This is a genomic window from Hymenobacter sp. UV11 (assembly GCF_004684095.1).
In the GTDB taxonomy this organism is placed as follows: Bacteria; Bacteroidota; Bacteroidia; order Cytophagales; family Hymenobacteraceae; genus Hymenobacter.
The window spans coordinates 109,184-122,719 of the sequence record NZ_SRII01000008.1; the positions used below are offsets into that span (position 1 = coordinate 109,184).

Genomic DNA, 13,536 nt, shown 5'->3' on the forward strand with positions numbered 1-13,536 from the left:
GCGGTGCATAGTGGCGGGGGTGGGGCCAATGGCAACGCTAACGGAGTCGGCTATATGCGAGTATCGCCGGACGGCCGTAAATTGGCTTTAGGTATCCGCGACCAGAATTTTGAATTATTTGACTTTAATACGGCTACCGGGCAACTTTATAACTATGTTCCACTTTATTCAGTTTATCGAAGCTATGGGGTGGAATTTTCGCCTGATGGCCATTTGCTGTATGGAACAGACCTCGATGGACTAGGCGTATACCAATATAATTTGCAGGCTGGGTCAGCATCTGCTATTGCTAGTTCTGGCCTACTCATTGCCTCCACGGCAAATAATGCTGGTGCTGTGCAGGTTGGCCCCGATGGTAAGCTGTATGTGTCGGTACTTTATAGCAATTATTTGGCTGTTATTGACAACCCAAATATCCGGGGTGTTGGCTGTGGCTTTAGAGCCAATGGTGTAAATCTGAACAGTGCCTCTGGGCAAATAGGCCTACCTAATTACCCAAATAGCCAAGTAATAAGTCGTACGGCAGCTTTTACTAATAATGCCAGCTGTGCAAATTCTGCTGTAACTTTTATAGGGACATTACAGCCGACTCTTGCCACTGCTACCGCCTCCTGGAACTTCGGCGACCCGGCTTCGGGCAGTGCCAACACGGCTACCGGCTTCACGCCGATGCACGTGTATAGCCAGGCGGGCACCTACCAGGTAACGCTTGCCGTTTTATATCCAGGGCTGGCCACGCCCGTGACCGTGACCCAGGCCCTGACGGTAGCGCCGTTGCCACAGGTGCGGCTGGGGCGCGATACAACGCTGTGCGGCACCCAGCTGCAGCTGTCGGCCGGCGCGCAGCCAGCGGGCACAACTTACCGCTGGCAGGATGGTAGTACCAGCGCTACCTACCTGGCGAAGGCCAGCGGCCGCTACCGGGTGGCCGTGACTTCGGCCGCCGGCTGCACCCGTACCGACTCGGTGCGGGTAACCCTTAATGCGGCGCCTACCCCCCGGTTGCCGGCCGATACGACCAGTTGCACGGCTTCGGTACTCTTGCGGCCGGGTACGCAGCCGGCGGGCAGTACCTACCGCTGGCAAGATGGCAGTGCCAGCGCTACCTACTTGGCCCAAAGCAGCGGCACTTATTCAGTAACAGTAACTACGGCTCAGGGTTGTACTAGCACCGTCACTAGTCGCGTGCAACTTGGCCAGGCCCCGGCGGTGAGCCTGGGCGCCGATACACTGGTGTGCCCTAATGCGGTGTGGACGTTACGTACCAATCCGCAGCCGGTCGGTACCCTCTTCCGCTGGCAGGATGGCTCTACCGCGCCCACTTACGTGGCTCACGGGCCAGGGCAGTATTCAGTGCAGGTAAGGACATCGGCTACTGGCTGCTTGGTTACTGCCACGCGGGCAGCGGCGGCGGCTAGTTGCCCGGTAGCCATCCCCAACATCATTACTCCTAATGGTGACCCGCAGAATGAGTTTTTTACGCTGCAGGGATTAACGCCAACTGATTGGCACCTGAGTATTTTTGACCGTTGGGGCCGGCAGGTCTACGACCAGGTCCGCTACGACAATCGCTGGAATGCCACCGGCCAGGCTGCCGGTATCTATTACTACCTGCTCAACAACGCCAGTACCGGCGAACGCTACCAAGGCTGGGTTGAAGTAATGCGTGGTAGCTGAATTACCGCTGCTCGTTGGCTTCGTTCACGGCGGCCAGCCAGGGGTAGCGGGCTAGCAGCGCGGGCAGCCCGGCCGGGGCTGTGAGCGAAAAATTGGGGCCCAACTCGGTGAAAAGCAGGCTGAGCAGCGCGTAATCGCTGGGATAGTCAATGGTGAGGCGCAACGCGGCCACGGCGGGCTCTACGGCCAAGGCCAGCGTTTCGAGTTGGAACAGCTCGGGGTGGCGGCGCAGGTAGGGCGTCACATGCTCGCGCTCGTCGGGCTGCGTGGCCTCGGCTTGGGCTTGGCGCAGGGCAGCGGCGCTAAGTACTTCTACATTAGTGCCGAGGGGTAGGCCAGTGGTGTGCGTGTAGTCGGCTCTGGTGGCGAGGTGGTAAGCCACAGCGGCATCAATAAATGCCGGGTCGATGGCCGGGTTATCCGCCGTGAGGCGTACCACAGTAGTGGCTGGCCCGGCCTGCGTCAGCGCCCCCGCAAAGCGGCCCAGTACGTCATTTTCTGACCCTTGAAACACGCCTACCCCCAGGCGGGTGGCCAGGGCGGCCAGCTCATCATCCACCGCTTCGGTAGAAGTAGCTACCATGACTTGGTGCACCGAAGTAGCGCGCCGGGCCCGTCCCACTATGTGGCCCAGCAGCGTGTGCGCCTCGGACGTGGCGGCGAGGGGTAGGGGCAGCCGCGATTTGCCCGGCAGCCGCGAGGAGCCCAGGCGCGCCTGGATGAGCGCGAGCACGCGCGGGTTTTCAGGGAGCATATTTTTTAGCGAATGGTCCAGCCGCCGTCCACGACCAGGTTGTGGCCCGTCACAAAGTTTGCGGCGGCTGAGCTCAGAAACACAAAGGCGCCCGCCAAATCCTGCGGCTCGCCCACCCGGCCCAGCGGAATGCGCCGTTGCAGCTCGCCTTCAAAGCCTGCGTTTTCGCGCACTTTATCGGACGGAAACGCGCCCGGCGACACGCAGTTGACCTGAATATTCTCCGGCCCCAGATACGAAGCGAAGTACTTGGTTAGCTGAATCATAGCCGCTTTGCCCGCGCCGTAGTGCGGCGGGTTCAGAAACTGTGGCGCGTCGGTGTAGGCGCCAAAGTCGGGCGCTACCACGCCGTACATGGAGGCCACGTTGATGATTTTGCCGCTGCCCGCTTGCCGGAAGTAGGATAGCACCTCGCGCAGGCAGCGGTAGGCCGTGCCCACTGAGCCATCAAGGCCCAGCGCAAAGTCGGCGTCGGGCAAGGCATCGGGCTGCTGGCCGCGGCTATAAAACGCGTTGTTGATGAGCACACTGGGCGGCCCATACTGGTCGAAGCTCTGCTGGAAAGCCGCCTGCACGGAAGCCGTTTCCGACACATCGCAGAACACGAAATGCAGATTGGCTACCCCATCCCCAAAGGCTTTGGTGAATGAATCGGCGCTGCGGCCCAGCACTACCACCCGGGCGCCGTGGGCCAGCAGGCCCGCCGCAATGGCGCGCCCCAGGTGCCCGTAGCCGCCCGTGAGCAGCACGGTGTGGCCCGTGAGGTCGAACATGGTCTGGTAAAAAGGGTCGGTTAGGGGCGCGGCGGCCATGCGTAGGGAAGGATAAAAGTGTCGGTAAATTCGGCCAGCGCCGTGAGGGCTGGGCGCAGGGTTTCGGCGGCGCGCACATGGGTCGCGGCCGCCAGGTTTTCGCGTAGATTCTCCACGGAATCGACACCGATAACCGCCCGCGCCACACCCGGCGCGTAGGCTACGAACAGCAGCAGCGCGGCTGGCAGCGGCACGCCTGCCCCGGCGGCCAGCGCCCGCAGCTGCGTCAGCTTAGGCGCTAAGGGCTGAAAAAAGGGGGGTAGGGCCGCTGGCTCGCGCAGCAATAAGCCCTGCAAAAATGCCGACCGCACGTGCACTTCCACGCCCCGCGCCGCCAGCCGGGGCAGCACCGCCGCAAAGCGCTGGTCGAGCACGTTGTAGGGCACCTGCACCAGGTCCACGTCCCAGCCTTCGGCCAGTAGCCACTCGGCCTCGTGCGGGTGATACAGCGACACGCCAATGCGCGCTACCTGCCCCGCCGCGCGCGCTGCCTGTAGCGCCTGCCAGGCTGCCGGCTCGGCCTGCAACGGCCCAAAAGCGTGGAACAGCATGCCATACAGCCGCACCCGCCGCAGCCGGGCCAGCGACTCGGCCAGGTGCTGTGCCACCTGCGCCGGTGGCCCCGCACCAATTTTGGTAATAATCCGAAAATCAGCAATTTCGTCGGCCAACTCGCCCAGTCGGGCTTCACTGTTGCCGTAGGCGGCAGCAGTGTCGAGCAGCGTGAGGCCGGCGGCGCGGGCGGCGGCCAGTACCTCGGCCACGGCCGCCGGGGTAGGCTGGCCGGCCGTGTTATTGATGCCGTAGGCCAGCCCAAACTGCGCGGTGCCCAGCGCCAGGCGTTGGGCCAGGGCCTGCGTTTCGGCGGGGGTAGGGGCTACGCTCAAGAGGGATTATAGGCCAGAAACTCACGCACGCAGTCGACGACGTAGGCCTGCTCGTCGTCGGTGAGAGTGGGGTAGAGAGGTAGGCTGAGGCAGCGGGCATAATACGCCTCGGCGTGCGGAAAATCGCCGAATTTCCAACCCAGATTTTCGTAATACGGCATGCGGTGCACGGGCACGTAATGCACCTGCGCCAGGATATTCTTGGTGCGCAAAAACTCGTATAGGCCGCGCCGGTTGGCCACCTGAATCACGTACAAATGGTAAGCGTGGCCCGCGCGGCCGGGCGCCAGCACCTCCACTCCGGGCGTGGCCGCGAAGGCGGCATCGTACTGCGCAGCCAGCTGCCGGCGGCGCGCCAGCCCCGCCTCGGCCCGCGCCAACTGGCTGATGCCCAGCGCACACAGAATGTCCGAGATGCGGTAGTTGTAGCCCAACTCCTGCATTTCCATGTACCAGCCGCCCTCGTCCTGGCGCAGCAGCCCAGTGGCCTCGCGCTCGATACCATGGGTGCGCAGCCGCCGCAGCCGGTGATACAGCGCCTCGTCGTTGGTAGTAACCATGCCGCCCTCGCCGGTAGCAATGTGCTTGACGGGGTGAAAGCTGAAAATGGCCAGCTCGGCCAATTGCCCACTGCCGCAACGCTGCTCCTGGCCCGATTTATCCACAAAAAAGCCGCCCGGCGCGTGGCAGGCATCCTCAATCAGCCAGAGGCCAAACTCATCGGCCAGCGCCCGCGCCGCTTCCATATCCACGGCCAGCCCGGCAAAATCAACCGGAATCAGCCCCGCGAAATACTCTTTGGGGTGAGCTTCGAGCAGTTTGCGAACAGCTTGTAAATCAATAAGCCCCGTAGCCGGGTCGATGTCGGCGAAGTGCACCTCGCCGCCGCAGTAGCGCACGCAGTTGGCCGAGGCGGCAAAGGTGATGGGGGTAGTAATCACGCGCTGGCCCGGCTGCACATTCAGCGCCAGCGCGCACAGGTGCAGCGCGGCCGTGCCGTTGCTCACCGCCACAGCGTACTTCGCCCCCACGTAGGCCGCGAACTTCTCTTCAAACTCCGCCACGCGCGGCCCCTGAGTCAGAAAATCGGAGTGGAGCGTTTCAACTACCGCCGCCACATCCTCCTCGGTGATGTGCTGGCGGCCGTAGGGCAGCAGGGGGGTAGGCGCGGTTTTCAAGCTCAAAAAGGGGGGGTAAGGACAAGAAAAAAACGAGAGGCTACCCCTCGAAATTGGGGTCGACGTGCAGCCGGATTTCCTCCCGAATCTGCTCGGCGCTCAGCCACTCGCTGTTGTTGGCCGAGTCGTAGTGGAAGTCCTCGGGCACGCGCTTGCCGCCAAAGTGCTGGATGAAATCAGCCTCCTTCCAGCCCGGCGAAGTGGTGGGCATGATAACGTAGTAGCGGTCCAGCTCCACGGTGCTCAGGGCGTCGGTCTGGGTTATCATTTCTTCGTGCAGCTTCTCGCCGGGCCGAATGCCCACTATTTTTTGCTCGCAGTCAGGGCCAATGGCGCGGGCCACCTCCGTGATTTTATACGACGGAATTTTGGGCACGAAAATCTCGCCGCCCCACGAATGCTCCAGCGCGTATAGCACCAGGTCCACGCCTTCGTCGAGCGAAATGTTGAAGCGCGTCATATCAGGGTGCGTAATGGGTAGCACGCCCGTTTTGCGCTGCTGTAAAAAGAACGGCACCACCGACCCGCGTGAGCCGATTACGTTGCCGTAGCGCACCACCGACAGGCGCAAGTCCCTAGCGCCCTTCATGTTATTAGCCGCCACGAAGAGCTTGTCCGAGCAGAGCTTGGTGGCGCCGTAGAGGTTGATGGGCGCGGCCGCCTTGTCGGTGCTCAGGGCTACTACGTCCTTCACGCCGCAGTCGAGGGCGGCATTTATCACGTTTTCAGCCCCAAAAATGTTGGTTTTGATGCACTCCATCGGGTTGTACTCGGCGGCGGGCACCTGCTTGAGGGCGGCGGCATGAATGATGATATCCACGCCCTCGCAGGCCCGTTGCAGGCGCTGCGAGTCACGTACATCACCAATAAAAAACCGGATGGCCGGGTACTTACTGTGCGGAAACTCCTGGCTCATCTCGTACTGCTTCAGCTCATCGCGCGAAAACACAATCAGCCGCCGCACCTCTGGGTAGAGCTTGAAAATGGTGCGTACAAACTGCTTACCAAACGAGCCGGTGCCACCGGTAATGAGCAAGGACTTGCCGTTGAGGTCGAGGGCCATGAAACTACTATCAAATTGAAACCACAAAAATACGCCCCGCCGCGTTGGCATGGCCCTACCCCCGCTTGGCCTGCCCGGCGCGCACCAGCTCGGCCAGCCGCGCCGCCTGCGCCTGCCGCGAGTAGCGCGCCACCGAGGGGGTAGGGGGCAGGTCAAGGTTGGGGTTTTGCAGCCAGCGCTCGGCCAGCGCGTCCAGGGTGCGGCGCATCAGCGCGTAGTCGTCGTAGGGCAGCGCCTGCCCGGCGCCCGCTTCCCGCAAAATCTTGTCGGCATCGGAGCCGGCCGGGCCCACGCACAAAATGGGCTTATGAGCCGCCAGGTACTCAAACACCTTCCCCGGCAAAATGCCCTTATTCAGGGCCACATCGGGAATGGCCATCAGCAGCGCGCTGCTTTGCAGCAGAAAATCGACCGACTCCTGGTGCGGCACAAAGGCAAGAAACTCGGTGGCCGCTGCCAGCCCGGCCGCCGCCACCTGTGCCCGCACCCCCGCATCGACCTGCCCCACAAAGCGCAGTCGCCACGGCACCAGGGGGTAGGCCGCCGCGCAGTCGGCCACCGCCCGCAGCAGGTTGTCGATGCGGTAGCCCGCCGTGATGGTGCCCGTGTGCGTCAGGCGCAGGCAGTTGGTGGGGGGTAGGGAAGTGCCCTGAAAATCAGCCTCATCGTAGCCATTGGGCAGCACCACGATTTTGCCCTTGGCCAGGTCGGGCAGCTTGCGCCGGAACAGCCGCTCGGTTTCGGGCGAGGTCACCAGCACCGCATCGGCGGCGCGCAGCACCTGGCTCTCGTAGCGCGCATCGAGCCAGGCGGCGGCGGGCGTGCGGTGCAGGTCCTTGGTGTAGTAAATATCCGTCCAGGGGTCGCGCAGGTCGGCCAGCCAGCGCAGGCCGTGCTTCCTTTGTAACTCTAAGCCAATAAGTTGGGTAGAGTGCGGCGGCGACGACGTCAGCACGGCGTCGAATTTTTCGCCCTGCGCCAGTAGCTTGTCCACCGCCGCCAGCGCGTAGCTATTCCAGCCCCGGCGCGGGTCCGGAATAAACAAATTGCCCCGCACGAAGCGCATGGCTTTTTGGGTGAAAGTCGGCGTGCCCTCGTTGGCAAAGCCGCCGTGGGGCACGGCCCGGCCCGTCAATTTCTGGTACGAGCCAAACGGCTCCAGCGTGGCGGTGCGGATGACGCGCACGCCCAGCGGCACCTCGCGTAGCAGGCTTTCGTCGCGCACGGGGTAGGTGGCCTGGTCGGCGTCCACGGTCAGCACGGTGGGCTCTACGCCCAGGCCGGGCAGGTATTTCACCCATTTCAGGCAGCGCTGCACGCCGGCCCCGCCCGACGGCGGCCAGTAATACGTGATAACGAGCAGGCGAAGGGGGGTAGGGCGGGGCACGAGCAAGAAAAAGAGTTGCGCCGGCAAAGCTACGTGAAGGGCACAGCCGTGCTAGTTGTAACTTTGGAAATTCAAATGGGCAGGCCGGTGTTCACTCAAGTAGGCTTTCGTTTGAATCCGCGAAATCCGCGTCATCTGCATAATCCGCGATTATATGTTCGATAATCTCTCCACCAAGCTCGATAAGGCTATCAAGACCCTCAAAGGGCAGGGTAGCATTTCGGAAATCAACGTCGCCGCCACCGTCAAGGAAATTCGCCGGGCGCTGGTCGATGCCGACGTTAACTACAAGGTTGCCAAGGAAGTAACCGATAAGATTAAGGATGAGGCGATGGGCCGCGACGTGCTCACGTCCATCTCGCCGGGCCAGCTCATGGTCAAAATCGTCTATGATGAGCTCACCCAGCTCATGGGCGGCGAAAAGCAGGACATCGTCATCAAGGGTGACCCGGCCGTGGTGCTGCTCTCGGGCCTGCAAGGCTCGGGCAAAACGACCTTCGCCGGCAAGCTGGCCAGCTTCATTAAGAAGCAGAACCGCACCGTGCTGCTGGTAGCCTGCGACATCTACCGCCCGGCGGCCATCGACCAGCTCAAGGTCCTCGGCGAGCAAATCGGCGTGGAAGTGTACGCGGAGCCGGAGAACAAAAACCCGGTCGAGATTTCGCAGAATGCCCTGGCCTACGCCAAGAAAAATAACAAGAAGGTCGTCATCATCGACACCGCCGGCCGCCTGGCCGTGGACGAGCAGATGATGCGCGAAATTGAGGCCGTCAAAAAGGCCATCAACCCCAGCGAAACGCTGTTCGTGGTGGACTCGATGACCGGCCAGGACGCCGTAAACACCGCCAAAACCTTCAACGACCGCCTCAACTTCGACGGCGTGGTGCTCACCAAGCTCGACGGCGACAGCCGCGGCGGCGCGGCCCTTTCGATTCGCGCGGTGGTCGAAAAGCCCATCAAATTCATCTCGACGGGCGAGAAAATGGAGGCGCTCGACCTCTTCTACCCCGACCGCATGGCCCAGCGCATCCTGGGCATGGGCGACGTAATCTCGCTCGTGGAGCGCGCCCAGCAGCAGTTCGACGAGGAAGAGGCCAAGCGCATCAACGCCAAGATTCGCAAAAATCAGTTCGACTTCAACGACTTCCTCGGCCAGCTCGAGCAAATCAAGAAGATGGGCAACCTCAAGGACCTGGTAGGCATGATTCCGGGTGCTTCGAAGATGATGAAGGACGTCGAAATCGACGACGACGCCTTCAAGCCGGTCGAGAGCATCATCAAGAGCATGACCAAGCAGGAGCGCGCCCAACCCGACCTCATCAACGGTTCGCGCCGCCGCCGCCTCGCCGCCGGCTCCGGCACTGATATTCAGCAGGTAAACGCCTTGATGAAGCAGTTCGAGGACATGCGCAAAATGATGCGCCAGATGAATAAAATGAGCCAGACCAAAGGCGGTATGGCCCAAATGGCCAAAATGATGGGCGGCATGAAAGGCGGCATCCCCGGCATGGGCCGCCGCTAATTCCCTACCCCCCTCTCCAAAAGAAACCCCGGCCGCGTCAGCGGCCGGGGTTTCTTTTTACTTGGTAATTAAAATGCGCGGAATATCTCTTTCCCGCAAATCAATATCGGCCGGTAATGCTTGCTTCGTGAACTCATCGAAGCAAATAGTGCCGCGACCTTTGTATTTCATTTCCGGGTCGTTGATGATAATAACGTGCGGAAACGTGCCATATTCCTTGTCATCGCGCGTCAAGGTTTGTTGGCTGCCGAGGCTTGGGTTATTCAACACGTTGGCATACACCAACTGGCCTTGCAGTGCCTGCTTGAAATAAAGCACCGACGTTTCAATGTGGCCATTGCAGGGGTCGGAGCAATTACTCAGTGCGAATGGTATAAAGAAAACAGCCAGCAGCTTTTTCATGGTAAGACTTGCTTGTGGATGATGAGCGTGGCTACACCACCGAGAAATCAAACGACTCCAAAAACTTGGTCGTGAAATTACCGGCTTGGAAATCCTCGCTGTCCATTAGCGCCAGGTGGAAGGGAATGGTCGTTTTTACGCCTTCTACCACGAATTCGCTCAGGGCGCGCTTCATTTTGACGATGCACTCCTCGCGGGTTTGGGCCACGGTGATGAGCTTAGCAATCATGGAGTCGTAGTTGGGCGGAATCTGGTAGCCCGCGTACACATGGGTATCGACGCGCACGCCGTGGCCGCCGGGGATGTGGAGGGTAGTGATGCGGCCGGGCGCGGGGCGGAAGTTGTTGCGCGGGTCCTCGGCGTTGATGCGGCACTCCATGGCGTGCATCTTGGGGAAGTAGTTTTTGCCCGAAATCGGGATGCCGGCGGCTACTTTAATCTGCTCCTTAATGAGGTCATAGTTAATGATTTCCTCGGTCACCGGGTGCTCGACCTGGATGCGGGTATTCATTTCCATGAAGTAGAAATCGCGGTTGGCATCGACCAGGAATTCGATGGTCCCTACCCCCTCGTAGCTGATGGCCGAAGCCCCGGCGATGGCCGCCGCGCCCATGCGCTCGCGCAGGTCGTCGGTCATGAAGGGCGAGGGCGCTTCCTCTACCAGCTTTTGGTGGCGGCGCTGGATGGAGCAGTCGCGCTCCGAGAGGTGAGCTACGTGCCCGAACTGGTCGCCCACAATCTGAATCTCGATGTGGCGCGGCTCGACCACGAATTTCTCCAGGTACATGCCATCGTTGCCGAAGGCGGCTTTGGATTCGGTGCGCGCATCGTCCCAGGCCTTTTGGAACTCATCGTCGCCGTTGATGATGCGCATGCCGCGCCCGCCGCCGCCCGCCGTAGCCTTGATGATGACGGGATATTTGATTTCGTTGGCAATTTTCTTGCCCTGCTCTACCGATTCGAGCAGGCCCACCGAGCCGGGCACCACGGGCACGCCGGCCTTAATCATGGTGGCTTTGGCGGTGGCCTTGTCGCCCATCTGGTTTATCATCTCGGGCGAGGCACCGATAAACTTGATGCCGTTTTCCTGGCAAATGCGCGAAAATTCAGCGTTTTCGCTCAAAAAGCCGTAGCCGGGGTGGATGGCGTCGGCGTTGGTAATCTCGGCCGCCGCAATGAGGGTAGGGATGTTCAGGTAGCTCTGGCTGCTGGCGGGCGGGCCGATGCACACGGCCTCGTCGGCAAAGCGCACGTGCAGGCTCTCTTTATCCGCGGTCGAGTACACGGCCACCGTTTTGATGCCCATCTCGCGGCAGGTACGGATAACGCGCAGGGCAATTTCGCCCCGGTTGGCAATCAGGATTTTATTGAACATGGCCGAAATGGCGATATGTAAGGGGGTAGGGAAGCAAAAACCGAAAGAACGTCATGCTCATCTAGCGTTCGCCTGTCGAAGCATCTCTGCCGCTTCGTTTGCCAATGCTCAACGAAGCGGCAGAGATGCTTTGACAGGCGGACGCTAGATGAGCATGACGTTCTATATAAATTGGGTACGGTGTTTACTCAATCAGAAACAGCGGCTGGTCGTACTCCACGGGGGTAGCGTTCTCCACCAGCACCTTCACGATGCGGCCGGCCTGCTCGGCCTCAATCTCATTGAACAGCTTCATGGCCTCGATGATGCAGATAACCTGGCCTTTTTCCACCATATCGCCTACCTGCGCAAACACCGGCGAATCGGGCCCGCTGCTGCGGTAGAAGGTGCCAATCATGGGCGACTTGAGGGGCGTGTAGCTAGCCGTGCTGGCGGGCTCGGCCGCGGCCGGGGGGGTAGGGGCCGCCGCGATGGTGGGCGCCGCCACTGGCTGCGGGGCCGGGGCAGCGGGCGCCGCGCTCATGCTCACTACCTGCTTGGTGTTGGGCTCGCGCTGCACCGAGATTTTAAACTCCTCAGTTTCAATATTGACTTTATTGAGGCCCGACTTGGCGATAAAGTCGAGCAGTTCCTGGAGTTCTTTGGCTTTCATGGCAGCGTCTTTTTTGGGCGGGGTTTTGGAAGATTCTTTCGACATCGGAGGGGAGGTAGCGTAGACTCGGCGAGTCCGCGCGTTGAAACGTTTGGCTGCTACCACGCGCAGGCTCGCAGAGCCTACGCGCTACAACCTTACTTCACGCGCTCTACGTAGGAGTAGTCGCTGGTTTTGATGCGAATTTTTGTGTCAGTATCGATGAAGAGCGGCACCTGAATGCGGGCCCCGGTTTCAACGGTGGCCGGCTTGAGGGTGTTGGTGGCGGTGTCGCCGCGCAGGCCGGGCTCGGTGTAGGTCACCACGAGGTCAACGGTAGTGGGCAGCTCGGCGGTGAGGGGCTGCTCGGTTTCGGCGTGCATGAGGATGGTCACGGCCTGGCCTTCCTTCATGAGGTCAGCGAAAGGCACCATCTCCTCGTTCAGCACAATCTGCTCAAACGTGTCGTTGTCCATGAACGTGTAGCCGTAGTCGTCCTTAAACAGGTACTGGTGGGGGCGCTGCTCCACGCGGGCGGTTTCGACCTTTACGCCGGCGTTGAAGGTGTTGTCCAAAACCCTGCCCGTCTTGATATTGCGCAGCTTGGTGCGCACGAAGGCCGGGCCTTTACCGGGTTTCACGTGCTGAAATTCGGTAATAACGTGCAGGTCGTTGTTGTACATCAACACGAGCCCATTGCGGAAGTCGGCGGTGGTAGCCATCTCTTTGAATTAAAAATTATGAATTAAAAATTGTGAATTGAAACTGATAAATATACGAGTTGCTGGAAAGGCAATTCATCATTCATCATTCACAATTAAGAATCGTATGCCCATTTGATGTGCATGGCGCCCCAGGTGAACCCGCCGCCGAAGGCCGCGAAAATGAGGTTGTCGCCCTTGTGCAACTGCTTTTCGTAGTCCCAGAGGCACAGGGGAATGGTGCCGTTGGTGGTGTTGCCGTAGCGCTGGATGTTGAGCATCACTTTTTCGGGCCCTACCCCCATGCGGTGGGCTGTGGCGTCGATGATGCGCTTATTGGCCTGGTGGGGCACCAGCCAGGCCACGTCGTCGTGGCTGAGGCCCTGGCGGGCCATTACCTGGGCGGCTACGTCGGCCATGCTGGTCACGGCAAACTTAAAGACCGTGGCGCCTTCCTGGTAGATGTAATGCTCCTTATTGGCGATGGTTTCGGCCGTGGGCGGGCGACGGCTACCCCCCGCTTTTTGGTGCAGAAACTGCTCGCCGTTGCCTTCGGTGCGCAGCACCTGGTCGAGGATGCCGTAGCCATCGGTGCTGGGCTCGAGGAGCACGGCCCCAGCGCCATCGCCAAAGATGATGCAGTTGGAGCGGTCGGTGTAGTCCACGATGGCCGACATTTTATCGGCCCCCACTATCACCACCTTCTTGTACATGCCGCCCTGAATGAACTGCGCGCCGGTAGCCAGCGCGTACAAAAAGCCCGAGCACGCCGCGTTCATATCATAGCTGAAGGCATTTTTGATGCCCACCGCGTTGGAAATGATGTTGGCCGTGGCCGGAAACAGCATGTCGGGCGTCACCGTGGCGCAGATAACAAGGTCGACATCCTCGGGCCGCGTGTTGGTTTTTTCCAGCAGCTGCTGCACCGCCTTAATGCCCATCACCGAGCTGCCCTGGTCTTTCCCCTTCAGAATGCGGCGCTCTTTGATGCCGGTACGCGAGGTAATCCATTCGTCAGTAGTATCGACCAGTTGCTCGAGCTCCTGGTTGGTGAGCACGTAGTCGGGCACGTAGCCTCCGACTCCGGTAATGGCAGCGGTAATCTTCATGAGCGCAAAGGTGCGGCCCGAACGCAAAAGTCCGGCCT

General features: G+C 60.6%; 13 protein-coding genes. 2 read left to right on the forward strand and 11 right to left on the reverse strand.

Annotated elements, in window-relative coordinates; genetic code table 11:
• The first annotated feature begins 54 nt into the window (after nt 1–54).
• Nucleotides 55–1,677, forward strand: coding sequence for a gliding motility-associated C-terminal domain-containing protein (locus E4631_RS26815; RefSeq protein ID WP_262709801.1), 1,623 nt, complete (start codon nt 55–57; stop codon nt 1,675–1,677).
• Nucleotide 1,678: 1 nt separating this feature from the next.
• Here E4631_RS26815 and E4631_RS16440 read toward each other — a convergent pair whose 3' ends face one another.
• Genes E4631_RS16440 through E4631_RS16465 form a run of 6 tightly spaced genes read right to left on the reverse strand, consistent with a single transcriptional unit; the run spans nt 1,679 to nt 7,758 of the window.
• Complete coding sequence (locus E4631_RS16440; RefSeq protein WP_133657943.1) at nt 1,679–2,431, reverse strand: glycosyltransferase family protein; 753 nt, start codon at nt 2,429–2,431, stop codon at nt 1,679–1,681.
• 5 nt (nt 2,432–2,436) lie between these two features.
• Nucleotides 2,437–3,243 carry an SDR family oxidoreductase gene (locus E4631_RS16445; RefSeq protein ID WP_240734989.1) on the reverse strand — a complete coding sequence of 269 codons (807 nt, stop codon included), beginning with the start codon at nt 3,241–3,243 and terminating at the stop codon, nt 2,437–2,439.
• Complete coding sequence (locus E4631_RS16450) at nt 3,225–4,130, reverse strand: aldo/keto reductase (protein ID WP_133657944.1); 906 nt, start codon at nt 4,128–4,130, stop codon at nt 3,225–3,227. The genes E4631_RS16445 and E4631_RS16450 overlap by 19 nt, the downstream gene beginning before the upstream one ends.
• Nucleotides 4,127–5,308 carry a UDP-4-amino-4,6-dideoxy-N-acetyl-beta-L-altrosamine transaminase gene (pseC, locus tag E4631_RS16455; RefSeq protein WP_133658041.1) on the reverse strand — a complete coding sequence of 394 codons (1,182 nt, stop codon included), beginning with the start codon at nt 5,306–5,308 and terminating at the stop codon, nt 4,127–4,129. The genes E4631_RS16450 and pseC overlap by 4 nt, the downstream gene beginning before the upstream one ends.
• 40 nt (nt 5,309–5,348) lie before the next feature.
• Complete coding sequence (gene pseB, locus E4631_RS16460) at nt 5,349–6,371, reverse strand: UDP-N-acetylglucosamine 4,6-dehydratase (inverting) (RefSeq protein WP_133657945.1); 1,023 nt, start codon at nt 6,369–6,371, stop codon at nt 5,349–5,351.
• 55 nt (nt 6,372–6,426) lie between these two features.
• Nucleotides 6,427–7,758 carry a glycosyltransferase family 4 protein gene (locus E4631_RS16465; protein WP_240734991.1) on the reverse strand — a complete coding sequence of 444 codons (1,332 nt, stop codon included), beginning with the start codon at nt 7,756–7,758 and terminating at the stop codon, nt 6,427–6,429.
• Between the two features lie 154 nt (nt 7,759–7,912).
• On the opposite strand from E4631_RS16465, the gene ffh reads away from it, so the two are divergent.
• Complete coding sequence (gene ffh, locus E4631_RS16470) at nt 7,913–9,280, forward strand: signal recognition particle protein (protein WP_133657946.1); 1,368 nt, start codon at nt 7,913–7,915, stop codon at nt 9,278–9,280.
• 57 nt (nt 9,281–9,337) lie between these two features.
• Here ffh and E4631_RS16475 read toward each other — a convergent pair whose 3' ends face one another.
• The 5 genes from E4631_RS16475 to E4631_RS16495 all read right to left on the reverse strand — a co-directional run bounded on the left by E4631_RS16475 (nt 9,338) and on the right by E4631_RS16495 (nt 13,498).
• Nucleotides 9,338–9,682: a hypothetical protein gene (locus E4631_RS16475; protein ID WP_133657947.1), complete on the reverse strand. Its 345-nt coding sequence runs from the start codon at nt 9,680–9,682 to the stop codon at nt 9,338–9,340.
• A gap of 31 nt (nt 9,683–9,713) precedes the next feature.
• Nucleotides 9,714–11,057: an acetyl-CoA carboxylase biotin carboxylase subunit gene (gene accC, locus E4631_RS16480; RefSeq protein ID WP_133657948.1), complete on the reverse strand. Its 1,344-nt coding sequence runs from the start codon at nt 11,055–11,057 to the stop codon at nt 9,714–9,716.
• Between the two features lie 184 nt (nt 11,058–11,241).
• Nucleotides 11,242–11,709: an acetyl-CoA carboxylase biotin carboxyl carrier protein gene (accB, locus tag E4631_RS16485; protein ID WP_133658043.1), complete on the reverse strand. Its 468-nt coding sequence runs from the start codon at nt 11,707–11,709 to the stop codon at nt 11,242–11,244.
• A 137-nt stretch (nt 11,710–11,846) separates the two neighbouring features.
• A complete protein-coding gene (efp, locus tag E4631_RS16490; protein WP_133657949.1) occupies nt 11,847–12,410 on the reverse strand; it encodes an elongation factor P in 564 nt (187 codons plus the stop codon).
• Nucleotides 12,411–12,505: 95 nt separating this feature from the next.
• A complete protein-coding gene (locus E4631_RS16495; protein WP_133657950.1) occupies nt 12,506–13,498 on the reverse strand; it encodes a beta-ketoacyl-ACP synthase III in 993 nt (330 codons plus the stop codon).
• Nucleotides 13,499–13,536 lie beyond the last annotated feature (38 nt).

What these genes read in the sequence shown, in the direction of transcription:
- ffh (WP_133657946.1), top strand. Translation starts at nt 7,913, where the DNA reads ATGTTCGATAATCTCTCCACCAAGCTCGATAAGGCTATCAAGACCCTC.
- E4631_RS16445 (WP_240734989.1), bottom strand. Translation starts at nt 3,243, where the DNA reads ATGGCCGCCGCGCCCCTAACCGACCCTTTTTACCAGACCATGTTCGAC.
- E4631_RS26815 (WP_262709801.1), top strand. Translation starts at nt 55, where the DNA reads ATGCGAGTATCGCCGGACGGCCGTAAATTGGCTTTAGGTATCCGCGAC.
- accB (WP_133658043.1), bottom strand. Translation starts at nt 11,709, where the DNA reads ATGAAAGCCAAAGAACTCCAGGAACTGCTCGACTTTATCGCCAAGTCG.
- E4631_RS16440 (WP_133657943.1), bottom strand. Translation starts at nt 2,431, where the DNA reads ATGCTCCCTGAAAACCCGCGCGTGCTCGCGCTCATCCAGGCGCGCCTG.
- pseB (WP_133657945.1), bottom strand. Translation starts at nt 6,371, where the DNA reads ATGGCCCTCGACCTCAACGGCAAGTCCTTGCTCATTACCGGTGGCACC.
- accC (WP_133657948.1), bottom strand. Translation starts at nt 11,057, where the DNA reads ATGTTCAATAAAATCCTGATTGCCAACCGGGGCGAAATTGCCCTGCGC.
- E4631_RS16475 (WP_133657947.1), bottom strand. Translation starts at nt 9,682, where the DNA reads ATGAAAAAGCTGCTGGCTGTTTTCTTTATACCATTCGCACTGAGTAAT.
- efp (WP_133657949.1), bottom strand. Translation starts at nt 12,410, where the DNA reads ATGGCTACCACCGCCGACTTCCGCAATGGGCTCGTGTTGATGTACAAC.
- E4631_RS16495 (WP_133657950.1), bottom strand. Translation starts at nt 13,498, where the DNA reads ATGAAGATTACCGCTGCCATTACCGGAGTCGGAGGCTACGTGCCCGAC.